The organism is Lysobacter antibioticus HS124 (assembly GCF_000336385.2).
In the GTDB taxonomy this organism is placed as follows: Bacteria; Pseudomonadota; Gammaproteobacteria; order Xanthomonadales; family Xanthomonadaceae; genus Lysobacter; species Lysobacter firmicutimachus.
The window spans coordinates 1-21354 of the sequence record NZ_HG424462.1; the positions used below are offsets into that span (position 1 = coordinate 1).

Sequence of the window (21354 nt, forward strand, 5' to 3'; positions counted from 1 at the left end):
GCCGGCGCGCTGCTCGGCGGCGCGGCCGGCGCGCTCTGCGGCGGCGCCGGCGGGTTGGGGTTTTCGACCAGCTGCGGCCGCTCCTGCTCCTCACCCGGCACCGCCGCCGGCAGCGGTTGCGGCGCGGCCGGGGCGGCGCCTTCGCCGCCCGCGGGGGCCGGCGCCGGCAGCGGCGCATAGAACGGAGCATCGCTGGTCGGCGCGGCCGGGCCGGCGCGGTAGAAGTCCTCGCTGCTGTTGCGGTTGCTCGACCAGACCCAGGCGAACAGGCCCAGGCCGGCCGCGAACGCCGCCAGGATCAGCCACCAGGACTTGCCGGCGGGGCGCCAGGCGGCGAAATCGAAAGCGCGACGCGACGGAGCGGGGGACGGTGTCGACATGGGCGGTCCGGAGATGCGATCGGCACATTCTGCAACGAAATGCCGGTTCGCGCCGGTCGCCGCGGCCCGGCCGTCGCGACCCGGCCGCCCCGGATTCGCGAAAAATGCCGGCCGGCGCGATAATCTGCGGTTCTCTTCGCCACCTGAATCCGGCTCCGTCATGCTCGATCCGACCCTGCTGCGCCAACAGCCCGCCGACCTCGCCGAACGCCTGCGCGCTGCGCGCGGCTACGACCTCGACCCGGCCGTGCTGGAATCGCTGGAAAGCGAGCGCAAGCAGATCCAGGTGCGCACCCAGGAACTGCAGAACCTGCGCAACACCAAGTCCAAGCTGATCGGCCAGCTCAAGGCCAAGGGCGAGGACGTGGCCGCGGTGATGGCCGAAGTCGCCGGTTTCGGCGACGAGCTCAAGGCCAGCGAAACCCGCCTGGAAGCGATCAAGGCCGAGATCGAGGCCATCGCCCTGGGCCTGCCCAACCTGCCGCACGCCTCGGTGCCAGCCGGCAAGGACGAGAACGACAACGTCGAACAGCATCGCTGGGGCCGCCCGCGCGCGTTCGACTTCGAGGTCAAGGACCACGTCGAACTCGGCGCCCGCAACGGCTGGCTCGACGGCGACACCGCCGCCAAGCTGTCCGGCGCGCGCTTCACCGTGCTGCGCGGCGGCCTGGCCCGGCTGCACCGCGCGCTGGCCCAGTTCATGCTCGACCTGCACGTCGGCGAGCACGGCTACGAGGAAACCAGCGTGCCGCTGCTGGTCAACGCCGACTCGATGCGCGGCACCGGCCAGTTGCCCAAGTTCGAGGACGACCTGTTCGCGACCGTGGTCGGCGAAGGCGAGGCGGCAAGCAAGCGTTATCTGATCCCGACGTCGGAAGTGCCGCTGACCAACATCGTCCGCGACGAGATCCTCGAGGACGCCGCGCTGCCGCTGCGCATGAGCGCGCATTCGATGTGTTTCCGCGCCGAAGCCGGCAGCCACGGCCGCGACACCCGCGGCATGATCCGCCAGCACCAGTTCGAGAAGGTCGAACTGGTCAGCATCGTCCGCCCGGACGAGAGCTACGACGAGCACGAGCGCATGACCCGCTGCGCCGAAGTGGTGCTGGAGAAGCTCGGCCTGCCGTACCGCCGGGTGCTGCTGTGCACCGGCGACATGGGCTTCGCCGCGGCCAAGACCTACGACCTGGAAGTCTGGCTGCCGAGCCAGAAGACCTACCGCGAGATCTCCTCCTGCTCGAATTGCGAAGCCTTCCAGGCCCGGCGCATGCAGGCGCGCTGGCGCAACCCGGCCACCGGCAAGCCGGAACTCGCTCACACCCTCAACGGCTCCGGCGTCGCGGTCGGCCGGGCCATGATCGCGGTGATGGAGAACTACCAGAACGCCGACGGCAGCATCGCCGTGCCGGAGGCGCTGCGTCCGTACATGGGCGGCATCGAGACGCTGGCCTGAGCCGCGGCCGGCCGGTTCGAAGCGGAGCTTCGCACCCTGGGGGCCGAGTCGCTTGCCCGACGGCAGGCGCCTCGGGCTTTCGCCTTCGGGCCTAGTCGCGCCGGCGCCGCGCGGCGCGCCCATGGACCTCATCGCCGGAGCGATCCGGCGCTACGAAAGGAATCGTCATGAACGCCGCTTTCGACATGTTCGCGCAGTTGCTTACCGTCGTGATGATGGCCGCCCCGACCCTGGTCGGTTTTTTCGCCCTGCAGTTCGCCGTGCTGCTGGTCAGCAACCGCAAGCGCAAGGCGCCGCTGGCGATCGCCGGACTGATGTGGCGCGCCGCCGCCGGCGTGCTGTTCGGCAGCCTGGTCGGCTTCGCCGCCTTGTGGGCGACCATGGTCGTGCCGTCCTGGGTGACCGGCGACTACGAAGGCCTGCCCTGGCTGATGATGTTTCTCGCCTTTCCGGTCGGCGGCGTGGCCGCGCTGCTGGCCAGCTATTTCTTCGCCCGTTGGCTGTTGCGGCGCACGCCCGACGGCGCGGCGGCGCAGCCGGCCGCCGCGCGCGCTTGAGCCTTGCCCGCGCCGCCGCCCGCGGGTAGGAGCGGCGCAAGCCGCGACCGCGTCAATTCCCCTACGGCGCAACCCCATCGGCCTGCGCCCCCTCGGATCGCGGCTTATGACCGAAGGAAATCCCTGTGGGACGCCGCTCCTACCGGAGGCGCAGCGTCGCCCCATTGTAGGAGCGGCGTAAGCCGCGACCGCGCCAATTCCGCTACGGCGCAACGCTGTCCGCCTGCGCAATTCCGGGGCGCGGCTCGCGCCGCTCCTACCCCTGTTCCGCGCTACTGACGGCTGTAGCAGCGGCGTCGATTCCGGTAGCTGACGCGCTCGCGTGCCAGCGCACCCGATCGCGCTGCTGCAAACAAAAAGACCGGGCCCTTTCGAGGCCCGGCCGAATGCCGGCGTGGGGGAGGGAACGCCGGACTTGGGGATCGATGCGATCGCGCCGAAGCGCGCTCACGCAACCTCATGCAACTTCACCTTCATGCTGCGCGACGCAGCGGCGTAACGATCGAAGCATGTGCGGCAGCGAGCGCATCGGCGCGATGCTGAGGCGAGTAAGCCACACCTTCGGCGCGCACGAACTCGACATCGGTCACGCCGATGAAGCCGAGCACGTGACGCAGGTAGGCCTCCTGAAAATCGCTGGGCTGATCGGTGTGGAAACCGCCGCGGCCGCTGACCACGATCGCCTTCTTGCCCTTGGCCAGGCCTTCCGGCCCGTTCTCGGTGTAGCGGAACGTTTTGCCGGCCACCGCGACGCGGTCGATCCACGCCTTGAGCGTCGAAGGAATGCCGAAGTTGTACATCGGCGCGCCAAGTACGATCACGTCGGCGGCCAGGAACTGTTGCAGGATGCGTTCGGACGTTTCAGTTTCGAGCGGATCGGCCTTGGCCAGGGAACGACCGGTAAGATGCGGAATCGGATCGGCATCCAGATCGCGGTACTCGATGCTCAGGCCCGGCACCGCGTCCTGCCAGCGCGCCGCTACCGCCGCGCTAAGCTCGCGGGTGACGGACTGGGTGCCCAGGGCGCTGGAATCGATATGCAGCAGCTTCATGACGGACCTCGCTTCGGTTGGCTGGCGGCATGCCCGCCGCGTTGGAGCAAAGTCTGCGTCGTTGCAGTGGTGGAATAAAGCTGATTAAATATCACTGGCTGTTCTAATATTGGAACTATCCTCATGCACGACCTGAATGACCTCTACTACTTCGCGATGGTCGTCGACCACGCCGGCTTCGCCGCCGCCGAACGCGCGCTGGGCATCCCCAAGTCGCGCCTGAGCCGGCGTATCAGCCAGCTCGAGACCGACCTGGGCGTGCGTCTGCTGCAGCGCTCGACCCGCCGCTTCGCCGTCACCGAAGTCGGCAACAGCGTCTACCGCCACGCCCAGTCCATGCTCGCCGAGGCCCAGGCCGCGCGCGAAGTGGTCGACCGCCTCAGCGCCGAGCCGCGCGGGGTGATCCGGGTCAGCGTGCCGGTCGGCCTGGCCCAGCAGCAGATCCCCAAGCTGCTGCCGGAGTTCCTCGCCAAGTACCCGCAGGTGCGGGTGCAACTGCACGTCAGCAACCGCCGCGTCGACATCATCAACGAAGGCATCGACGTCGCCCTGCGCGTGCGCTCCAAGCTCGACGACGACGGCAGCCTGGTGATGCGCAGCTTCGGCCAGATCCAGGAACTGCTGGTCGCCAGCCCCAAGTACCTGACCCGCATGGGCCGGCCGAGCAACCCCGACGAACTGTCCGACCACGTCACCCTCAGCATCAGCGAAGACGACGCCCGCCAGCGCTGGGAACTGCACGGCCCCGACGGCGAAGTGCGCCGGGTCGAGCTCAAGCCGCGGGTGATGGGCTTCGACTTCCCGATGCTGATGGCGCTGGCCGAGCAGGGCGTCGGCATCACCCTGCTGCCGGAAACCGTCTGCGCCGAAGCCGTGCGCCGCGGCGAATTGGAAGTGGTGCTGCCCAACTGGCGCCTGCCGCAGGGCATCTTCCACGCCGTGTTCGCCTCCCGCCGCGGCCTGCTGCCGGCGGTGCGGGTGTTCATCGACTTCCTGGCCGAGAAGGCCCCGTCCCTGGTCGAATCCGCCCGCCTGCAGTGCAGCGACATCAAGGGCATCCCGTGCCCCGACGGCATCGCCGGCCGCGACAAAGCCGCCAAGGCCGACAAGTCGGTGAAGATTTCCGCGCCCGCGGCCTGAGCCGCGGCGGCATAAGCGCCGGCGGCATGAGAGAATGCCCCGCGTCCGGCGCAAGGCCGGGCGCGCAGGGCGGCCCGCGAGCGGCCGCCCCCGATCGTCGCCCCTGCGGTTCCACAGCGCGAGCGCCCGATCGACAGCCGTTCTACGGAGAGATGGCCGAGTGGTTTAAGGCAGCGGTCTTGAAAACCGCCGAAGGGTCAAACCTTCCGTGGGTTCGAATCCCACTCTCTCCGCCACCCTGTTTCGTAAATCACTGACTCGGATCGGCTTCTCTAGTAAGGGTTGGCCGTTCAATCTTTGGTTTTCCGTTCGCGAACAAAAAAGGAGGGCCACATGTGGATAGATATCGCTTGCGAAGCGCTGAGGGTGGGTAAAGTACTAGAGCTTCGCTATGACGGCTACAACCGGTGCGTCGAGGTACATGCAGTGGGTTACTCGCGTGCTAATCATGCCGTCATGCGTGTTTGGCAATTACGAGGAGGTAGCGTCAGTAATGAGCGTCAGGGATGGAAGTTGATGCGCTTGGACGAAGCAACGGGAGCGCGGATCGTTGATGAGGAGTCTTTGGCTCCTAGGCTTGGCTACAGGTCGGGCGACAAGGATATGGTTCAGATCGTTTGTGAGCTTCGTTAGTTGCCGAATATTGGAGCCATCTACTTCTACTGCTCTATAAGTAGCTGGTTATGTGGGTGCATTCCTGTGGAGGCAATTGAGAATGGCAGCCGAGGATGTTCGTACAGAATGTAGCGAAGCCCTGAAGCGTATGCAGATGTTCGATCCCGTGACCCTGGGGCGAGAGGATGATCTGGGGCGGCAAATGAATTTTTCCGATGCGGTCGAGCCGGCGGAAGCCATCATTGCAATCTACAAGAGAATTCCGTCGAGTGCGCTGTCAGATTTTACTAGCAGTCAGCTGGGTGTGATTCTTGCACAGGCTAATGCTGACTATAATATTTTTAAGCAGATACTTGATTTTAATTCGATGTCGAATGATGCGGCTAGTATTCGAATGGGGCTGCTTAGTGGTATTAAATCTCGCCGTGATCAACTATTTGACCAGGTTTGGCAGTTCATAGCATACGGGGTTGCAAGGATTACCGATACGAGCCTGCTTGAGACGCAAGCCCGTGCTACGATCCAAAGAATTGAGGATCAGGCGGGTAAACTCACCGAGCAATTGGTTAAAGCAAAGTCGGATGCCGATGATGCACTAGCGGCCATCCGGGCCGTCGCGTCAGAGCAAGGGGTGTCTCAACAAGCAAGCTATTTCAAAGATGAGGCGCAGGCGCAAGAGATACTGGCGGAGAAGTGGCTGAAGTACACTTATCAGTTTGCAGTCGCGATTGGTTTATTCGCTATCCTAAGCTTGTTCCTGCACAAGGTTGAGTGGATCAGGCCTTCGGGCGCTGCTGAAATGCTTCAGCTAATAACAAGTAAAGTACTCATCTTCGCTGTGCTCGGCTATATGCTCGTTATGGCAGTGAGGAACTACACCACACATAAGCACAATGCTGTTGTGAATCGTCATCGTCAGAATGCGCTGCTCACATATCGTGCAATTGTCACCGCAGCTGAGGGCTCTGGAACGCAGGATATTGTTCTGGCTCATGCAGCGTCATGTATCTTCTCGCCTCAAGAGACTGGGTTTTCTCATGGTAAGGGTGACGCAGGGATTGGTTCAAAGTCAGTCCTTGAGTTGTTAACGAAGGGGGTAACGAAGTCGGGAGAGTGACAGAAATGATTTAATTTGTTTAAACGAGTGCTTGCGCTCTCTCGCGTTAGATGGGTTGGCGTCTATGAACATTAGGGCGGAGTAATGAAACGCATCTGGACCATCATCGCCGTCGCCGATGTCGCCCGCAGCTTCCGCTGGTATCAGTCCCTGTTCGGGCAGCCCGCGACCGCGCCGGCGCACGATTACTTCGGCCAGCTCGTCGATGCGGACGGGACGGTGCTGTTGTGTCTGCACCGGTGGGGCGCGCACGAGCATCCTTCGTTGGCCGACCCGGAGCGTGCCGAGCCCGGCAATGGCTTGCTGCTGTTCTTCCGCGTGGACGATTTTTCCGAAGCGCTGCTTCGCGCCCGTGCGCTCGTGCCCCGTCTCGAAGAAGAGCCGAGCCGGAACCCGGCCACGGGGACGCTGGAGTTCGCGCTGCGCGATCCGGACGGTTACTACGTCATGGTCAGCGCGCTGACGGCCGACTAGGGGGGGCGACGGACGAGATTTGCGAACAGTCGATTCGTTGCGGCTCGGGCCGCCATGACCGTGCCGGCGAAGGCCGGGCCGAACGACGATCGGCCCGGCCTTCCTCTTGTTTGTCGAGCCGAGCGCCGATCGCCGCGATGGTTACATGAAGCGCGGTGCGGACGATTTGTTGCTGTGTCCGTCGGGGCTGAACATCATCGTTTGCTCGGTGATCGAGTCCGTGCCGCGCCCGGCCAGGGTGTGCGAGGCGTTGATCGCCAGGTTCACGCTGAGGGCGACCTGGGCGAAATCGGCCTGCGCCTGCGGCAAGCGGATGTCGTAGCCGCCCTTGATCGCGTTGCTCAGTTCGGTCTGCGCGTTCTTGATCGCTTCGAACGGCACCGCATTGGTGGCGCCGACGCCGCCCTCGTTGCGGGCTTGGGGCGAGTTGAGATGATCGCGCCAACGGTCGGCCAGCGTGTTGCGGGCGGCCTGGTCGGGCGGCAGGCTCCAGTGCGCCGCGCTGTTCTGCACGAAGCTCTGGTCGGCCTTGATCGCCGCGGTAAGCAGCTTGGGGTCGCAATTCTCGTAGGACTTGATGTCGCGGCCGCCCAGGGCGAAGAAACTGTGCGGGTTGTCGAGCAGTCCCTGCAGATCGCGGCGGACGGCTTGCGGCAATTTGCTTTGCTCGGCGTTCGACGACGACGCGACCGACTTGGCCTGGCCCGGTGCGACCGGCTCGGGGATATTGGCGGCGGAGAGCTTGCCCGCGTAGCGATTCAGATTGCGGTAGGCGCTCAAGCACAGCTCGTACTGACGGTCTTCGCTCATGCCGACTTCGCGGGTCAGGCTGGCGATGGTCTTGTACGAATTGACCTTGTCCTCGCGCGCCGCGTAGTGATTGCGCAGGAAGGCGTCGTTGGAGGTCATGTAGGCCTGGATGCCTTCCAGAGTGATCTTCTCCGGCGCGCTGCCGGCCGCCTTGCCGGAATAGCGCAGAAGACAGTCCTTCAACGACTCTTTGGACGATGCGTTGTCCGTGCTGGAACCCTGTCCCATGCGCTTGCTCCCTCGGTCGATGGTGGATGGGGCATACGCCCGCGAGGCCGGCTTCGGCATTGCGCGGGCAGAAACAACTCCACCAACGTTCGACGACTCGCCGTCAGGACAGGCGAACGCGGTCTCGCTTGTGTTCGGTGAAATCGATCACAATACAGCGGCCTCCGCGGGCCGGGGCTGCGCTAAGCGGCGCGATCCCGCGCCGATGTTGCGCCTGCATCGCGCCGCGCCACGGCGCGGCCTGGGCAGGCTGCGTCGTGGCGTTTTTCGGCTTACTGCGCGAACACTTTCCAAGGCCGCGTCGCGCTGCCGGGATCGGTATTGCCCGGCTCGCAGTAGTGAGTGATGTAAGTCTTGGGGATCGTGGTCAGGAACGCGACTTCGACCCCGGGATTGACCGGGCCGCCGCTGATGCCGAACAGGCTGGACGTGGCCAGGGTGGCGGCGTCGAAGAACACGTTGGCCTTGACCGCCGAGGCCAGGTCGCCGGCGCTGGCCACCGGCGTGATCGCTCCGGTGCCCAGGGCCTGGACGTTCAAGCCGATGCTCATCTTGTAGACATAGCTGGACGAGTAGCCGCCGGTGTCCTGGCTGGTGTCGGTGGAGACGTGCACGGTGCGCCGGGTCTTCTCGTTCTTGATGTTGCGCAGCACGTCCCACAGGGTCGGCGCGGCGGAGTCGAGCAGCACTTGCAAACTGGTGTCGTCGGCCGGCTTCGGCAGCTTGGGTGCGGGCCCGCGCGGGACGATGCAACGCAGGATGATCGCCCGGCCGGTGTCCGGGGTGGTGGTCACCCAGGGCGAAAAGCCCTGGGCGGTGCGGATCTGATCCGGGGTGCGGCTGTCGCCGCGGTAGAGCGTGATGGGCATGGCAGGGCTCCTGTAGACGTTTGCGGTAGGCCGCGCGACGCGGCATGGAGCGCGGACAGTCGGCCGCTGCGCTCGAACGAACGGCGTAACGCCGTATGCGCGGCCAGACGGCGTTGCGCTTACCGGTTCAAACGGCGACGTCCTGGAGACCGTGAAGGTAGGAGCGGTCCATCTAATGGGGGGAATCGAGCGATGCGGCGGACGGCGATCCCTTGGTGTTACTGCGGGATCCTGGGGCCGATTGGGGACGAAGGCTGCGCCTGATCGAGTTGCTGGCTTTGCGACTGCGTACGCTGCGCTTCCAGGGCGATGCTCTGATTCGCCACGCGGAGTTTTTCGTCCGACTGTTCGACCGGTGTGGCGGCCGCCTGCTGGACCGGCACGCTGGCGCGCTTGTGCGCAGGGTCGTCGAGCCGGCCTTCGACCACGAAGACATTGCCGTTGTGACCCAGGACAACATGATCGGCGCGGTTGATTGCGTTGGCTGCCAGCGAAATGCCGTGCGCCTGCGGATGCGCTTCGCGATTGTCCTTGCACGCAGCCAGCAGGCTGCGGCTCAGTCGCTCGCTGGCTTCGTCGAAAGGTTTGCCGATCTTTTCATCAATGGCCCGTACGCCACTGCGGATCTGTTCCAGCAAGCCGTGATCGGGATGGCCGGGGTAGTCAGGCCGTAGAACTGCGACGGCGCGCTCGGCGATCTCGGCTTTCGGCGCGTCCTGATTGGCTGTGGTCAAGGTGTGGCGGATCGTCGCCAGTTGCATTTGCCCGTGACTGAGGTCGACGAAGCCGAAGGTCCGTCCGCTCAGGTCCAGCCCGTTCCGCTCGATCTGGCGCGGATCGAGCTTCAATGCCGCCATGTCCAGATGCACCGTCGGCGCCTGCTGATGAACAAGCCGGCCATCGCGCTCGGCGTCGTACCACTTGGCGGCGATGGTCTGTATTGCGCTGACGCCGAAATAGTCGTTATAGCCGGAGTCGCGATGGCGGCCCAGGCGCTGACTCTGATCGTAGTAACAGCGGGCAACAGCCTCGACTGAGGCAGGGTCCTTGGCGTTCTGGTAGCCGTGTTCGTTGAGCTTGACCCCAGGGGCGAATCTGAGCTAGTTCTTTGCTGCGTCTCCCAGTACGCACGATGTAGTGGGCTGGGCCCGTTGCATGAACTCATTCGGATCAAGATGGCCGTCGTTCTCGACCCGAACTCGGCTGGCCAGCGCATTCAGGCCAGCGAGCTCCGCTAGCGCTTCGCCATGGCGGAACTCCGTCAAGTAGCTCTTTGTAGGTGCGGTCAAGTCGAGCGAGGACTCATTGCCAAGTCCTTGCTGCAGGCGGAACTCAATCTCGGACGAAAACCTCTGCACAGAATCGATTGACGTTTTCCGCCTCAGTGCATGAGCCGTTTCATGACCCAGCGCGACGGTGAGCAGGTCGCCTTGTTCTTGTGGGGATAGTTGCGGGTCGTTGAGAGTTCTTTCGGTGAGATGGATGAGTCGATCCCGGAGGCCGTAGTGTGCCGCTTCATTCGGATTGTCGGACAGCGCTATCCCGATCAGGCTTCCGTTGCGCGCCGCGCGGGTGATCAGGTCGGCCAGCAGGGGAGAGTTGACGATGGCCGCGCGCAACTTATCCATGTCCTGTCGATGCAGGCCATTCGGTCTGGTTTCGGATCGCTTGAGAACCCCCTCAAGTTCCGCGGGAACATCGCTCATTTGGCTTCTCGCGCGGCGTCGATGGCTATTGCCCCGACACAAGGGTCGCCTTTGTTGCTTCCATTATGAGCTCTGTACAGTTCAGCCTTTACATAGAAAGTCAGTCCATTGATGCTTGATCGACGCACGAATCCCCACTGTTCACGATGCGGTAGTGTGGTTTCCCGGCCGTCGTATCCTTGCTCAGATAGATCGTTGGCGAATTCCGAGATGCCGAACGTGCATATCGAAGAACGATCGTTTTCCGTATCCTTGGGCAGGAAGCTGATTCTTATGTGTTTGCCGGGAGCCTTGCGATAGACCGTGCTGACACTGACGCGATAAGAGCCGATTCCCTTCAGCTCGCCTAAGGATTCACCCTCGCGAATAGTCAGAAGCTCCGGTGTGAAAGGGCTACCCATCATTCGGGCGACATTCTCGGATTCGGTATCGGCCTCAGTACTGAGAGTGGCGGTCAGGCGAAGGATCCGTTGCCGCAGTTCGGCGACACCGATAGCAGGAGCGAGGGCATCCGCTCTGTCGGCTGTCGGTCGCGCGGTCTGCGCTTTGTGAATATGGTCGTATTTCGTCTCTGCACTTCGAGCCGCCGCATTTATTTCAACGGCTATCGGGTCTTCGTCCTGAATCACGATGGTCTCCTTGGCGCTTTCGCCGGGGGCGCGGGTGCAGCCGTTCATTGCGAGTACGCTGGCTAGCAGGACGGCATTCCGGACGAGTTCTTTGGCCATTTGCGTTCTTCCGCGATAGTCCGTTGGCGAAGAAATTACGCCAACTTCAGCGAACGAGCTAGATGGATACCGAAAGTTGCGATCTCCGTCGGCTAGTGTGTTTTACCCGATGGCGCCGCTCCCAGTGCCATTGCCGAACCTCCGTTGCAGTCGACCTAACGACGCGAAAGCCCATCTGTCGGGCTACTTGACTGGCCGCGAGCAGTCGCTGGATGCGGCGCAGGAGCCTTGCGAAGAGAGGTTCATCTCAGCTCGGACGGATCATAGTGCTGGGTAAGCGGCACCGTCTCTGAAAACGATCGAGACCCAACCGGGTTTTTTCGGCCAGTTTCATGCTTTCCAGCACGGCGACGCGGGTCAATGACCTCGGATCAGACCGAATTAAATCAGCCCCATTCCGGTCAAACCGAGTCCAGACCGATGGCGACATCGTAACTGGGTAGCGTCATGGCGACGCGGAACTCGGGCATGGCTTCCACCGCCGAGTAATAGGCTTCGACATCGGCGAAGTCGAACGACCACCGGTTGGCTTGGATGCCGGCCGTGGCCGGCGTGGGGGCGCAGCTCAGTTCGCAGTGCAGTTGTTCGTAGCCGAGGAATTCGTCGTCCTGGTCGGTCAGTTCGAACTGGCACAGCGGATCGAAATAGAACCGCGGCTGGCCGCTGAAGTCGTAGGTGCCGAACTGCACCAGCAGGCCGATTCGGTCCCGGCCGTCGTGGGATGTCTCCAAGCCGCGCCCGAACGACTTGAACGCCTCCCAGGCGGCCGCCGGCGCGGTCGGGGAGCCCACGCCACGGGCGGCGAGCTCGGCTTGCAGGCGTTCGAGCTCGACGGTGAATGCGTGTGGCATGGATGCCCCGGCGGTCGATGCGGAACGAATCGGCGGATTCTGTTGCCGGGTAGCAGAGGCGTCAATCGGGAGGTTGTGGTGTCTGGCGGCGCAGGCAAGTGGCCGCGACGGCGATACGGCAAGCCAGGCCGACGGGGACCGGGCGTTGGTTTCGGCTGGCTCGACGCCCCCGGTGCGCGGATGCAACCATGCGCGCAGGTCTGCAAGGAGGCTGCGCGGTGGAGCAAGGGCTATGGGGCGTGCGGGCAGTCTGCCTGCCGGCGGCTGCGCGCGCTGCAGGGCGGATCGCGATCACGCCGTGGATGTCGCCGTGAAGACCGCGCACAAGTTTCTGATCTGGCTGGCGGTGCTGCCGCTGTCGGTGCTGTTGGTGCGCTTGACCGGTCAAGGCGCTTGGCTGCTCGGCGGACTGGTCGCGCTGATCGCGACGATCCTGTACGGCTCGGACCTGCATGCGCAGGCGTTGCAGACGACCGATGCCAAACGCGGGTCGCTGCGCCGTTTGGCCCTGGAACTGCCGCGGTTCGTCCTGGCCGCGGTCTGCATGGCGATCGGGCTGGCCTGCCTGGGCTGGTTGGGCTGGACGGTCTGGCAGCCGCAGTCCCTGGCGTTGAAGCAAGCCCTGGTCCTGGCCGGGGTGGCGCTGCTGATGCTGGGTGGCGGCGCGGCATTGTGGCTCGAAGGCGTGCGCGGGCCGCCGCCGCAGGTGCGCGACTGGTTTTCGGTCCGGTTCGACGAACACGAAGTGCATATCCTCGCGCGCCCGCCGGGCGAGGCGCCGTTCGATGGGAGCTTCGCCTGGGACGCGATCGAGCGGGTGATCTTCAAAGACGGCGGGATCTACCGCAGCGACGTGTTCTACGTGTTTGTCCGCGGCGGCGAGCGCGCGTTCGCGGTCCTGACCGAAGGCGAGGGCGGGTCGGCCTTCTGCGGCGCCTTGTGCGAACGCGGCCATTTCCCGTCGGAGATCTTCTTCCAGGCGATGGGCTCGACCGGCGGCGAGACCTATGTCTGGCCGCCGTTGGAATCGGACGGGAAGTCTTGACGGTCGTCGAGCCGCGAAAGGCCGGCGGTCCGTCGGGCGGTCCCGACTAGATCGCCGGCTCGGGCTCGGGGACGGCGTTGCGGTCGGCGTGCGCCTGCGTGTCGGTGGGCGCGAACACATAGCCCAGATCGGTACGCCCGTGCACCAGCCGGATCGAGGCGTTGGGCGGGTTCTTTTCCTGCTCGAACCACTCGTAGGGATGGTGCAGCCATTGCATCAGGAAGGCGCGGATGGTGACGCCGTGGCTGACCACCACGATCTGGTCGATGCCGTTCTTGTCGTAGTCGCGCTGGAAGGTGCCGAAGGCCTGGTGCACGCGGATGGCGACGTCGAAGCGGCTTTCGCCCAGCGGCATGCGCGCCCAGAAGCGGCCTTCGAATTCGACCTGCTTGTCGAAATGCGCGGATTCGCGCGGAAACTGCAGCGGCAGCTGGTCCTCGGGGATGCCGTCGAACAGGCCGAACTGCTGTTCGACCAGGTTGACGTGTTCGCGCCGGTCGAAGGCGAACTTGGCGCGATCGTGATCGCTCGCGGTCGCGGCCACGGCTTCGACGCCGCGGATGACTTCATCGGCAGTCTGGCGGGTGCGGGTATAGGGCGAGACCCAGAAGCGGGTGCGGGTCTGAGCGGTGTTGCGTTCGAGGAAGTGACGGCCCAGCCATTGGCCGGCCGCATATGCCTGGCGGCGGCCGGTATCGGTCAGGGGAATGGCGTGGTCGGCCAGTTCCAGGTGTTTGCGCTTGTCGACGTTGCCGGCCGATTCGCCATGGCGGATGAAGATCAACGAAAGCGGGGTCATGCGGTGTCGGCTCCTTGGCGGACGGCGTGCGCGTTCCTGCGCGGTTCGCCGGCGACGATAGCGGCCGCTGGCTCCCGGGACAACGCGACCGGGGGCGTAATGGCATGACGGGCATGAACCAGGAAAGCGGAGGGCTGGCCGAGTGGCGCGCCTGTGCCGGACCGGTACCGGGATGCCTCGGGCGAACTCCAGACGACCGATTACAGATCCTTACATTTGATCTCTAGACGACCGGTCTAATCGGGGCTAGAGTGCGCCCATGACCGCCGTCCCCGCTCAGCACGATGTGCGCCAGCACATTCTCGACATCGCTTACCCCTTGCTGCTGCGCAAGGGCTTCACCGCGGTCGGCCTGGCCGAGGTGCTGGCCGCGGCGCAGGTGCCGAAGGGCTCGTTCTATCACTACTTCGGCTCCAAGGAGGCCTTCGGCGAGGCCGTGCTGGAGGCGTATTTCGCCGACTACCTGGGGCGGATGGACACCTTGCTGGCGCAGCCGGGAACGGCGGCGCAGCGGCTGTTGGACTATTTCTACGACTGGCTGGACTCCCAGACCGGCGACGAGGCGCAGAGCCGCTGCCTGGTGGTCAAGCTTGGCGCTGAAGTCTGCGATCTGTCGGAAACCATGCGCGCGGCGCTGGCGCGCGGCACCGGCGGGATCGTCGAACGACTGGCGCGTTGCGTCGAAGCCGGGCGGGCCGATGGTTCGCTGGCCGAAGCCGTCGGCGACGCGCGCACCCTCGGCGCGACCCTGTACCAAAACTGGCTCGGCGCCAGCCTGTTGGCCAAGATCACCCACGACCGCACGCCGCTGGACACCGCCCTGATCGGCACCCGGCAGTTGCTCGGTCTGCGTTTGTACACCTGATCCAGCGATTCCAGCCGGGCGTTCGGCCCGCCCGCTTTTTCTGCGTCCATGAACTAGACGACCGGTCTAATTTATTTCGTAACGCCGTAGTCAACCCGCTGCCGGCCGTCCCGCGGATCGCGCGGCTTTCTTCACTAGACACACTCAAAGGCCTTTCCCATGCCGCAAACCGACACCGTCAACCGCCGCATCGTCCTGGCTTCGCGTCCCAACGGTCTGCCCAGCACGCACAACTTCCGCCTCGAACAGGCCGAGATGCCGACCCCGGGACCCGGTCAGGTGCTGCTACGCACCGAGTACCTGTCGCTGGACCCTTACATGCGCAATCTGATGGAAGAAATCGGCCCGACCTATGCGCCGTCGGTGCCGCTGGACCAGACCATGGTCGGCGGCACCATCGCCCGGGTGGTGGCGTCAAAACACCCGCAGTTCCGCGTCGGCGAACGCGTGCTGGCGAATGCCGGCTGGCAGGACTATGCCCTGTCGGACGGCCAGGACCTGCTCGCCCTCGGCGACGATCCGCGGCCGTCGCTGTCGCTGGGCGGCCTGGGCATGCCCGGGTTCACCGCGTATGTCGGCCTGTTGGACATCGGCCAGCCCAAGCCGGGCGAAACCGTGGTGGTGGCCGCCGCGACCGGTGCGGTGGGTTCGGCGGTCGGGCAGATCGCCAAGCTCAAGGGCGCGCGCGTGGTGGGCATCGCCGGCGGCGCCGACAAATGCCGCTACGCGGTCGAGGAGCTCGGCTTCGACGTCTGCATCGACCGTCGCGATCCGCAATTCGAGCAGCGCCTCGCCGAGGCTTGCCCGGACGGCATCGACGTGTACTTCGAAAACGTCGGCGGCGCGGTGTTCGACGCGGTGCTGCCGTTGCTGAACGTCGGCGCGCGGGTGCCGGTGTGCGGCCACATCGCCGACTACAACAGCCAGAACCTACCCGCCGGCCCCAATCGCTTGCCGCTGCTGATGGCGGCGGTGCTGCAGAAGCGCATCCGCATGCAGGGCTTCATCATCCTCGATCACTACGGCGAACGCTTCGAGGCTTTCCGACGCGAGATGGGCGAATGGGTCGCCAGCGGCCGGATCAAGCTGCGCGAAGACCGCGTCGACGGCCTGGAGAATGCGCCGGAGGCCTTCATCGGCCTGCTGCAGGGGCGCAATTTCGGCAAGTTGGTGGTGCGCGTCGGCGAGGGGTGAGGCGCCGGTCCGCCGGATGGTTCCGTGGGGACGGCGGTTTCCGATCGGTGCCTGGGGCTGTCTGTGCAAGCCGAAGCAAGTCCCCCGGCCGCCCTCCTTTTCGACAGGAGGGAGCGGCGGGGGCGTGCGGTGCGCTGGCGAGGCTCAGCGCACGATGGTCAACGGCGTCTGTGCGTGCGCCAGCACCTTGCCGGCGATCGAACCCAGGAACAGGGTCTTGAGCGCGCCGCGGCCGTGCGAGCCCATCACGATCAGGTCGCAGCGTTCGGTCTTGGCGAACTTGAGGATGGTCGAAGCGGGCTCGCCGATCGGCAGGTGTTCTTCGAACTCGAGCTGCGCGCGCTTGAGCGCCGTCCGCGCGCGCTGGGTGGCGGCGCGGCCGTTCTCGGCGTGGTAGCGCACCGCGCCGTCCGCGCCCAGGTGCACGGCGACGCTGCGCAGCAGGGGTTCGTCGACGTACAGCAGATGCAGCTCCGGCGGCTGCGCCAGCTCGCCGGCGAGGCGGATGGCGTAGCGCACCGCGCGCAGGGCGATTTCGCTGCCGTCGACGGCGATCAGGATGCGCATGGTGACTCCGGCGGGTGAGGGGCGATCACAGCATCCGCGCACGCCGGCGGCGGATATTGATCGCGATCAAGCTAGGCGGCGATCGCTTGCGATGCCGGTTCAAAAGCGCGCCGCCCACAGCGCGGCCATGCTCAGCATCGCCGGCCACAGCCAGGCTGGGTGCAGGACGGCGCGGCCCAGCGCATGCCGCGGGCGGAAGCCGACGCCGTGGACGAAACCCGCGCAGATCAGCAGCATCAGCGGACTCAGCAGGCCGTGCCCGGCGGCGCTGATCTCGCCGCCGCGCATCGCCGGCAGGAACAGCAGCGCCAGGGACAGCGCCGATGCCAGCAGCAGCGACACCGCCCGCGCCATCAGGGGCCGTCCTCCAGCGCTTCGCGCCGGCCGCGTTCGTCGTCCTCGTGCAGTTCGAACCACATGGCGTTGAGCACCCCGAAACAGCAGGCCAGGGCCAGGCCGAGGATCCAGGCGAAGTACCACATCAGTAGGCTCCTTGGGATTCGTCTTGCGATTCGACATGGGCGCGGGTCACGGTGCCGCGCATGACCCGGAACGCCCAGGTCGTATAGGCCAGGATCAGCGGCAGGAAGATCGCCGCGGCGACCAGCATGATGCCCAGGGTGCGCTGGCTGGAGGACGCGTCCCACACCGTCAGTCCGTGGCCCGGATGGGTCGAGGACGGCAGCAGGAACGGGAACAGCGACAAGCCCGCGGTCAGGATGATGCCGGCGACCGCGGCGCCGCTGGCGACGAAGGCCAGACCGCGCCGGCGGCACAACAGCACCGCCGCCAGCAGCAACAGCACCGCGACCGGGATCGCGATCATCCCCGGATGCAGGCTGTAGTTAGCCAGCCAGCCGCCGACGACCGAGATCGCGTGCTTGGCCAAGGGGTCCGAAGCGCCGTCGGTGCGCACCGCGCCGACCAGGGCCGAGGCCGGAATCCAGCGCAGCCACAGGCCGGCGCCGGCGAAACCGAGCGCGGCCACGACCGCAGCGATGCGGGCGATGCGGCGCGCGCGCTGGCCGACCGGGTCCTCGATCTTCATCGCCGCGAAGCTGGCGCCGTGCATGACCAGCATCGCCAGGCTGACCACGCCGCAGAGCAGGGCGAAGGGATGGAACAGGCCGAGGAAGCTGCCCTCGAACACCGGCAACAGCTCCGGCGTGAAGCGCAGCGGGATGCCCAGGAACAGGTTGCCGAAGGCGACGCCGAACACCAGCGACGGCACCGCGCCGGCGATGGTCAGCGCCCAGTCCCAGGCGCCGCGCCAGCGCGCCTGCGGCAGGCGGTTGCGGAACGCGAAGCCGACCGGACGCAGGATCAGCGCCACCAGCAACAGCAGCATGGCGAAATAGAACGCCGAGAACGAGGCGGCGTAGAGCAGCGGCCAGGCCGCGAACACGGCGCCGCCGCCGAGGATGAACCAGACCTGGTTGCCTTCCCAGTTCGGCTCGATCGCCTCCAACGCCATGCGCCGTTCGACGTCGTCGCGGCCGATCAGGCGCAGGATCGCGCCCAGGCCCAGGTCGTAGCCGTCGGTGACGGCGAAGCCGATCAGCAGCACGCCGAGCAGCACCCACCAGACGAGGCGCAACAGTTCGTAATCGATCACGGGAGGCTCCTTTCGGCGGCAAGACGGTGCTCGGCGGGCGCCGGCGAGGCCGGCCAGAACTTCATCCGGTCGGGGCCGGAACGGATCGCGCGCAGCATCAGCATCACGTCGATCACGGCCAGGCCGGTGTAGAGCACGACGAAGCCGATCAGGCTGGCGATGACCTGGGTGGAGTTGGTCGCCGACACGCCCAGGAAGGTCGGCAGCACGCCGTCGATGGCCCAGGGCTGGCGGCCGACCTCGGCGACGATCCAGCCCAATTCGGCGGCGACCCAGGGCAGCGGCAGGCTGTACAAGGCGATGCGCAGGAACAGCCGGTTGTCGAGCTTGCGCCGCGCCGCCAGCCAGAACGCCCAGCCGAACAGCAGGATGAAGAAGAAGCCCAGGCCGACCATGATCCGGAACGACCAGAACAGCACCGGCACGTTCGGCACCGTGCTCCACGCGGCGCGCTCGATGACAGCTTCGTCGGCGCTGGCCGGGTCGCGGGTGTAGCGCAGGGTCAGCAGGCCGAAGCCGAGGTCGTCGCGCAAGGCCATGAAGGCGGCGGTTTTCTGCGGATCGTCGCGATCAGCGCGCAGTTCGCGCAACGCGGCGTAGGCGGCGATGCCGCGGCGGATGCGTTCGCGATTGTGTTCGACCAGGTCGTGGATGCCCGCGACCTCCTGGTCCAGCGATCGGGTCGCGATCAGGCCCAACGCCCAGGGGATGCGGATCGCGTGTTCGGTCTCGCGGCGTTCCATGTCCGGCAGGCCGAACAGGGTGAACGCGGCCGGCGCCGGATGGGTGCGCCATTCGGCCTCGATCGCGGCGACCTTCATTTTCTGGTTTTCCGAGGCGGTGTAGCCGCTCTCGTCGCCGAGCACCGCCACCGACAGCGCCGAGGCCAGGCCGAAGCTGGCCGCGACCACGATGGAGCGGCGCGCGATTTCGACGTTGCGCCCGCGCAGCAGGTACCAGGCGCTGATCGAGAGCACGAACATCGCCCCGGTGACGTAACCGGCGCTGACGGTGTGCACGAACTTGGCCTGGGCGACCGGGTTGAACACCACCGCGGCGAAGTCGGTGACTTCCATGCGCATGGTCTGGAAGTTGAACTCGGCGCCGACCGGGTTCTGCATCCAGCCGTTGGCGATCAGGATCCACAGCGCCGACAGATTGGCGCCCAGCGCGGTCAGCCAGGTCACGGTCAGATGCTGCAGCTTGCGGAGCCGGTCCCATCCGAAGAAGAACAGGCCGACGAAGGTGCTTTCCAGAAAGAACGCCATCAGCCCTTCGATCGCCAGCGGCGCGCCGAAGATGTCGCCGACGTAGTGCGAGTAGTAGGCCCAGTTGGTGCCGAACTGGAACTCCATGGTGATGCCGGTGGCGACGCCCATGGCGAAGTTGATCCCGAACAGCACCCCCCAGAAACGGGTCATCTGCTTCCAGATGGCGCGCCCGCTCATCACGTACACGCTTTCCATGATCGCCATGATCAGGGCCAGACCGATGGTCAGCGGCACGAACAGGAAGTGGTAGAGCGCGGTCAGCGCGAATTGCAGTCGCGACAGGTCGACGACGTGTAGGTCCGGCATGGCGGGTCACCTTGTGGGAAGCAGGCGCCGGTCGATCGCCGCATCGTCGATATGCGGGCGGTTCGAGGGCGAGAAAAAAAGCAGGTACAGCGCGGTCAGCAGGGCCAGCTTGAGCGCGATGGTCAGGGCGATGCGGCGCAGCAAACCGCGTCGCCACGGGACCGGCGCCGCCTGCGGCACGGCGTTGCGGCGCCGATTCATCGGCCGCGGCCCGCGTTCGCGCGGCAAACGCATCGACGGGCGAACGGGGGGACGTGGCGCATGGCCGGCTCCGGCTGAATCCGAGCGCCAGTAGGCGGTTGCGGCGTGTCGGCGGTCTTGATCCAGATCAAGCGGAACCGGCGACGGCCCGTATGCGCGGCCGATCGCGGCGCGGCTTGATCCAGGTCAATACGCGCCGGCGCGATCGGGGTGCAATGGCGGGCAGACGTCCGCAAGGGCGGAGGACGCGATGCTCAAGGATTTGGTGGTGCCGATGACCCGCAGCGCCGGCGATGCCGACGCGTTGAACTTGGCGCTGGGCCTGGCCTCGGCGCACGCGGCGCGGGTCGAGGTGCTGGAACTGGTCGATCTGCCGCTGCCGCTGGCGCATCCGTTCGGGTTGATGCCGGACATGACCACCGATGCGGCCAACGAAAAGCTGCGTGCCGACGGCGAACGTCGGGCCCAGGCCCTGCGTCAGCGCCTGGCCGGTGAGCCGGTCGATACCGAGGTGCGACTGGTCGAGGCCTTGTACGTCGAGGCGCCGCGGATGGCGGCGCTGCACGCTTACTATGCGGACCTGACGGTGCTGGCCGGCGCCTTGGGCGACACCCGCGAGGCGGCGCTGTCGCACGCTTATTTCGTCGCGCTGTTGCTCGAATCCGGGCGACCGGTATTGGTGGTGCCGCCGCGCTGCAAGGCGCAGGCGCCGCCGCGGCGCGCGGTGGTGGCCTGGCAGCCGACCCGCGAAGCGACGCGCGCGGTGCACGATGCGATGCCGCTGTTGCTCGGTACCGAAGCGGTCGACGTGGTGGTGGTCGACACCGGCAACGGCCGCGCGGCCAAGGAGTCGGGCGCGCAGATCGCCGCCCATCTGGTCCGCCACGGCGTGCATGCGGAACTGGTGCTGCGCGAGGCGCGCGGCGCGACGGTCGCTTCGACCTTGCTCGATCACGTCGGCCAGGCCCATGCGCAGTTGCTGGTCGCCGGGGGCTATGGCCATTCGCGTCTGCGCGAGTGGGCGCTGGGCGGGGTCACCCGGGAACTGTCGATGAGCGCGGCAGTGCCGGTTTTCTATGGTCACTGACGAGCGCGGCCCGCACTCGTTGCGGGCCTTGCTGCGGCCGGCGGCCGACCCGCCGATGCGCGACCCCCAACGCAGCCGCGAACAAGCCGCACAGGCCTTGAACCGCGCCGCCGAGGCGATCGACGCCCTGCGCGCGCAGGCCGTGCCCGAGCCGGCGCCCGAATTGCGCGCACGCAACCAGCAGGTGCGCGCGCTGAGCCGACAGCTGACGCATCGCTACCACTGGCTGGCCGAGTTGCAGCGCACTGTGGCCTTGGGCGACGACGCCGACCTGGCGCGCGCCTGGAGCCGGTTCTTCGCCTGCTACGACGATTTCCTCGAAGCGCTGCGCCAAGCCCGCACCGAGTTGGAGCCGGGCACGGGGCCGGACGGCGACCCTGTCGTCGACCCACCGGCGGACGACGGCGAGCGCTGAACCGGCGCC

At 66.0% G+C, this 21354-nt stretch carries 26 protein-coding genes, 1 tRNA gene and 1 pseudogene; 13 read left to right on the top strand and 15 right to left on the bottom strand.

Annotation, left to right across the window (positions count from 1 at the left end; all coding sequences use genetic code 11):
- Nucleotides 1–380: pseudogene (locus tag TX83_RS05265) on the bottom strand (hypothetical protein); the annotation flags it as partial.
- 160 nt (nucleotides 381–540) lie between these two features.
- Here TX83_RS05265 and serS point away from each other — a divergent pair.
- Both serS and TX83_RS05275 read left to right on the top strand, forming a co-directional pair.
- A complete protein-coding gene (gene serS, locus TX83_RS05270; RefSeq protein ID WP_064746895.1) occupies nucleotides 541–1833 on the top strand; it encodes a serine--tRNA ligase in 1293 nt (430 codons plus the stop codon).
- Between the two features lie 167 nt (nucleotides 1834–2000).
- Nucleotides 2001–2390: a hypothetical protein gene (locus TX83_RS05275; RefSeq protein ID WP_064746896.1), complete on the top strand. Its 390-nt coding sequence runs from the start codon at nucleotides 2001–2003 to the stop codon at nucleotides 2388–2390.
- 473 nt (nucleotides 2391–2863) lie between these two features.
- On the opposite strand, the gene TX83_RS05280 is transcribed toward TX83_RS05275, so the two are convergent.
- A complete protein-coding gene (locus TX83_RS05280; RefSeq protein ID WP_064746897.1) occupies nucleotides 2864–3442 on the bottom strand; it encodes an FMN-dependent NADH-azoreductase in 579 nt (192 codons plus the stop codon).
- A 108-nt stretch (nucleotides 3443–3550) separates the two neighbouring features.
- Here TX83_RS05280 and TX83_RS05285 point away from each other — a divergent pair, with 108 nt between their 5' ends.
- The 5 genes from TX83_RS05285 (at nucleotide 3551) to TX83_RS05305 (ending at nucleotide 6788) form a co-directional block, all read left to right on the top strand.
- The gene (locus tag TX83_RS05285) at nucleotides 3551–4582 is read left to right on the top strand and encodes a LysR family transcriptional regulator (protein ID WP_087960672.1); all 1032 of its coding nucleotides are present in this window, start codon (nucleotides 3551–3553) and stop codon (nucleotides 4580–4582) included.
- A gap of 146 nt (nucleotides 4583–4728) precedes the next feature.
- A tRNA-Ser gene (locus TX83_RS05290) sits at nucleotides 4729–4818 on the top strand.
- Nucleotides 4819–4915: 97 nt separating this feature from the next.
- On the top strand, nucleotides 4916–5215 hold the full coding sequence (locus tag TX83_RS05295; RefSeq protein ID WP_075575015.1) for a hypothetical protein: 300 nt from the start codon (nucleotides 4916–4918) through the stop codon (nucleotides 5213–5215).
- An 82-nt stretch (nucleotides 5216–5297) separates the two neighbouring features.
- Nucleotides 5298–6314: a hypothetical protein gene (locus TX83_RS05300; RefSeq protein WP_075575016.1), complete on the top strand. Its 1017-nt coding sequence runs from the start codon at nucleotides 5298–5300 to the stop codon at nucleotides 6312–6314.
- 84 nt (nucleotides 6315–6398) lie between these two features.
- Entirely contained in the window at nucleotides 6399–6788 is a 390-nt protein-coding gene (locus TX83_RS05305; RefSeq protein ID WP_064746899.1) for a VOC family protein, read from the top strand.
- Nucleotides 6789–6929: 141 nt separating this feature from the next.
- Here the strand turns inward: TX83_RS05305 and TX83_RS05310 are convergent, their stop codons facing one another.
- From TX83_RS05310 to TX83_RS05320, 3 genes are all read right to left on the bottom strand, one after another.
- A complete protein-coding gene (locus tag TX83_RS05310) occupies nucleotides 6930–7826 on the bottom strand; it encodes a hypothetical protein (protein WP_141233361.1) in 897 nt (298 codons plus the stop codon).
- 272 nt (nucleotides 7827–8098) lie between these two features.
- On the bottom strand, nucleotides 8099–8695 hold the full coding sequence (locus TX83_RS05315) for a hypothetical protein (protein WP_064746901.1): 597 nt from the start codon (nucleotides 8693–8695) through the stop codon (nucleotides 8099–8101).
- Nucleotides 8696–8913: 218 nt separating this feature from the next.
- A complete protein-coding gene (locus tag TX83_RS05320) occupies nucleotides 8914–9564 on the bottom strand; it encodes an XVIPCD domain-containing protein (RefSeq protein WP_141233362.1) in 651 nt (216 codons plus the stop codon).
- Between the two features lie 15 nt (nucleotides 9565–9579).
- Between TX83_RS05320 and TX83_RS23205 the strand changes: the two genes are divergently transcribed.
- Entirely contained in the window at nucleotides 9580–9732 is a 153-nt protein-coding gene (locus TX83_RS23205) for a hypothetical protein (protein WP_186442519.1), read from the top strand.
- 63 nt (nucleotides 9733–9795) lie between these two features.
- On the opposite strand, the gene TX83_RS05325 is transcribed toward TX83_RS23205, so the two are convergent.
- The 3 genes from TX83_RS05325 to TX83_RS05330 all read right to left on the bottom strand — a co-directional run bounded on the left by TX83_RS05325 (nucleotide 9796) and on the right by TX83_RS05330 (nucleotide 11980).
- Nucleotides 9796–10401, bottom strand: a complete 606-nt coding sequence (locus TX83_RS05325) for a hypothetical protein (RefSeq protein WP_141233363.1) — start codon at nucleotides 10399–10401, stop codon at nucleotides 9796–9798.
- Complete coding sequence (locus TX83_RS22560) at nucleotides 10398–11129, bottom strand: hypothetical protein (RefSeq protein ID WP_141233364.1); 732 nt, start codon at nucleotides 11127–11129, stop codon at nucleotides 10398–10400. Before TX83_RS22560 ends, TX83_RS05325 begins: the two co-directional genes overlap by 4 nt.
- Nucleotides 11130–11530: 401 nt before the next feature.
- On the bottom strand, nucleotides 11531–11980 hold the full coding sequence (locus TX83_RS05330) for a hypothetical protein (RefSeq protein ID WP_064746904.1): 450 nt from the start codon (nucleotides 11978–11980) through the stop codon (nucleotides 11531–11533).
- 310 nt (nucleotides 11981–12290) lie between these two features.
- Between TX83_RS05330 and TX83_RS05335 the strand changes: the two genes are divergently transcribed.
- Nucleotides 12291–13025, top strand: coding sequence for a hypothetical protein (locus tag TX83_RS05335; RefSeq protein WP_141233365.1), 735 nt, complete (start codon nucleotides 12291–12293; stop codon nucleotides 13023–13025).
- Nucleotides 13026–13071: 46 nt separating this feature from the next.
- On the opposite strand, the gene TX83_RS05340 is transcribed toward TX83_RS05335, so the two are convergent.
- The gene (locus TX83_RS05340) at nucleotides 13072–13824 is read right to left on the bottom strand and encodes a histidine phosphatase family protein (RefSeq protein ID WP_064746906.1); all 753 of its coding nucleotides are present in this window, start codon (nucleotides 13822–13824) and stop codon (nucleotides 13072–13074) included.
- 259 nt (nucleotides 13825–14083) lie between these two features.
- Here TX83_RS05340 and TX83_RS05345 point away from each other — a divergent pair, with 259 nt between their 5' ends.
- Together TX83_RS05345 and TX83_RS05350 are read left to right on the top strand one after the other, a co-directional pair.
- Entirely contained in the window at nucleotides 14084–14689 is a 606-nt protein-coding gene (locus TX83_RS05345) for a TetR/AcrR family transcriptional regulator (RefSeq protein ID WP_064746907.1), read from the top strand.
- A gap of 159 nt (nucleotides 14690–14848) precedes the next feature.
- Entirely contained in the window at nucleotides 14849–15883 is a 1035-nt protein-coding gene (locus tag TX83_RS05350; RefSeq protein WP_064746908.1) for an NADP-dependent oxidoreductase, read from the top strand.
- Between the two features lie 144 nt (nucleotides 15884–16027).
- Here the strand turns inward: TX83_RS05350 and TX83_RS05355 are convergent, their stop codons facing one another.
- The 6 genes from TX83_RS05355 to cydP all read right to left on the bottom strand — a co-directional run bounded on the left by TX83_RS05355 (nucleotide 16028) and on the right by cydP (nucleotide 19843).
- Entirely contained in the window at nucleotides 16028–16450 is a 423-nt protein-coding gene (locus TX83_RS05355) for a universal stress protein (protein WP_064746909.1), read from the bottom strand.
- 99 nt (nucleotides 16451–16549) lie between these two features.
- Nucleotides 16550–16804: a cyd operon YbgE family protein gene (locus TX83_RS05360; protein WP_064746910.1), complete on the bottom strand. Its 255-nt coding sequence runs from the start codon at nucleotides 16802–16804 to the stop codon at nucleotides 16550–16552.
- Nucleotides 16804–16932 carry a cytochrome bd-I oxidase subunit CydX gene (gene cydX, locus TX83_RS05365; protein ID WP_075575017.1) on the bottom strand — a complete coding sequence of 43 codons (129 nt, stop codon included), beginning with the start codon at nucleotides 16930–16932 and terminating at the stop codon, nucleotides 16804–16806. The genes TX83_RS05360 and cydX overlap by 1 nt, the downstream gene beginning before the upstream one ends.
- A complete protein-coding gene (cydB, locus tag TX83_RS05370) occupies nucleotides 16932–18065 on the bottom strand; it encodes a cytochrome d ubiquinol oxidase subunit II (protein WP_064746911.1) in 1134 nt (377 codons plus the stop codon). Before cydB ends, cydX begins: the two co-directional genes overlap by 1 nt.
- Nucleotides 18062–19642 (bottom strand): cytochrome ubiquinol oxidase subunit I, encoded by a 1581-nt coding sequence (locus tag TX83_RS05375; protein WP_064746912.1) that lies wholly within the window; start codon nucleotides 19640–19642, stop codon nucleotides 18062–18064. The genes cydB and TX83_RS05375 overlap by 4 nt, the downstream gene beginning before the upstream one ends.
- A gap of 6 nt (nucleotides 19643–19648) precedes the next feature.
- Nucleotides 19649–19843, bottom strand: a complete 195-nt coding sequence (gene cydP / locus TX83_RS05380; RefSeq protein ID WP_141233366.1) for a cytochrome oxidase putative small subunit CydP — start codon at nucleotides 19841–19843, stop codon at nucleotides 19649–19651.
- 250 nt (nucleotides 19844–20093) lie between these two features.
- Between cydP and TX83_RS05385 the strand changes: the two genes are divergently transcribed.
- Both TX83_RS05385 and TX83_RS05390 read left to right on the top strand, forming a co-directional pair.
- Nucleotides 20094–20930 (top strand): universal stress protein, encoded by an 837-nt coding sequence (locus TX83_RS05385; RefSeq protein WP_064746914.1) that lies wholly within the window; start codon nucleotides 20094–20096, stop codon nucleotides 20928–20930.
- A 55-nt stretch (nucleotides 20931–20985) separates the two neighbouring features.
- A complete protein-coding gene (locus tag TX83_RS05390; RefSeq protein WP_141233367.1) occupies nucleotides 20986–21345 on the top strand; it encodes a hypothetical protein in 360 nt (119 codons plus the stop codon).
- Nucleotides 21346–21354 lie beyond the last annotated feature (9 nt).

Bases quoted from the DNA above. Each gene is read 5' to 3' on its own strand.
- cydP (WP_141233366.1), bottom strand. From the start codon at position 19,843: ATGAATCGGCGCCGCAACGCCGTGCCGCAGGCGGCGCCGGTCCCGTGG.
- TX83_RS05385 (WP_064746914.1), top strand. From the start codon at position 20,094: ATGCTCAAGGATTTGGTGGTGCCGATGACCCGCAGCGCCGGCGATGCC.
- TX83_RS05345 (WP_064746907.1), top strand. From the start codon at position 14,084: ATGACCGCCGTCCCCGCTCAGCACGATGTGCGCCAGCACATTCTCGAC.
- TX83_RS05350 (WP_064746908.1), top strand. From the start codon at position 14,849: ATGCCGCAAACCGACACCGTCAACCGCCGCATCGTCCTGGCTTCGCGT.
- TX83_RS05390 (WP_141233367.1), top strand. From the start codon at position 20,986: ATGCGCGACCCCCAACGCAGCCGCGAACAAGCCGCACAGGCCTTGAAC.
- TX83_RS05275 (WP_064746896.1), top strand. From the start codon at position 2,001: ATGAACGCCGCTTTCGACATGTTCGCGCAGTTGCTTACCGTCGTGATG.
- TX83_RS05355 (WP_064746909.1), bottom strand. From the start codon at position 16,450: ATGCGCATCCTGATCGCCGTCGACGGCAGCGAAATCGCCCTGCGCGCG.
- TX83_RS05310 (WP_141233361.1), bottom strand. From the start codon at position 7,826: ATGGGACAGGGTTCCAGCACGGACAACGCATCGTCCAAAGAGTCGTTG.
- TX83_RS05300 (WP_075575016.1), top strand. From the start codon at position 5,298: ATGGCAGCCGAGGATGTTCGTACAGAATGTAGCGAAGCCCTGAAGCGT.
- serS (WP_064746895.1), top strand. From the start codon at position 541: ATGCTCGATCCGACCCTGCTGCGCCAACAGCCCGCCGACCTCGCCGAA.
- TX83_RS05280 (WP_064746897.1), bottom strand. From the start codon at position 3,442: ATGAAGCTGCTGCATATCGATTCCAGCGCCCTGGGCACCCAGTCCGTC.
- TX83_RS05305 (WP_064746899.1), top strand. From the start codon at position 6,399: ATGAAACGCATCTGGACCATCATCGCCGTCGCCGATGTCGCCCGCAGC.
- TX83_RS23205 (WP_186442519.1), top strand. From the start codon at position 9,580: ATGAACAAGCCGGCCATCGCGCTCGGCGTCGTACCACTTGGCGGCGAT.
- TX83_RS05325 (WP_141233363.1), bottom strand. From the start codon at position 10,401: ATGAGCGATGTTCCCGCGGAACTTGAGGGGGTTCTCAAGCGATCCGAA.
- TX83_RS05315 (WP_064746901.1), bottom strand. From the start codon at position 8,695: ATGCCCATCACGCTCTACCGCGGCGACAGCCGCACCCCGGATCAGATC.
- cydX (WP_075575017.1), bottom strand. From the start codon at position 16,932: ATGTGGTACTTCGCCTGGATCCTCGGCCTGGCCCTGGCCTGCTGTTTC.
- TX83_RS05295 (WP_075575015.1), top strand. From the start codon at position 4,916: ATGTGGATAGATATCGCTTGCGAAGCGCTGAGGGTGGGTAAAGTACTA.
- TX83_RS22560 (WP_141233364.1), bottom strand. From the start codon at position 11,129: ATGGCCAAAGAACTCGTCCGGAATGCCGTCCTGCTAGCCAGCGTACTC.
- TX83_RS05360 (WP_064746910.1), bottom strand. From the start codon at position 16,804: ATGGCGCGGGCGGTGTCGCTGCTGCTGGCATCGGCGCTGTCCCTGGCG.
- TX83_RS05330 (WP_064746904.1), bottom strand. From the start codon at position 11,980: ATGCCACACGCATTCACCGTCGAGCTCGAACGCCTGCAAGCCGAGCTC.
- TX83_RS05340 (WP_064746906.1), bottom strand. From the start codon at position 13,824: ATGACCCCGCTTTCGTTGATCTTCATCCGCCATGGCGAATCGGCCGGC.
- TX83_RS05375 (WP_064746912.1), bottom strand. From the start codon at position 19,642: ATGCCGGACCTACACGTCGTCGACCTGTCGCGACTGCAATTCGCGCTG.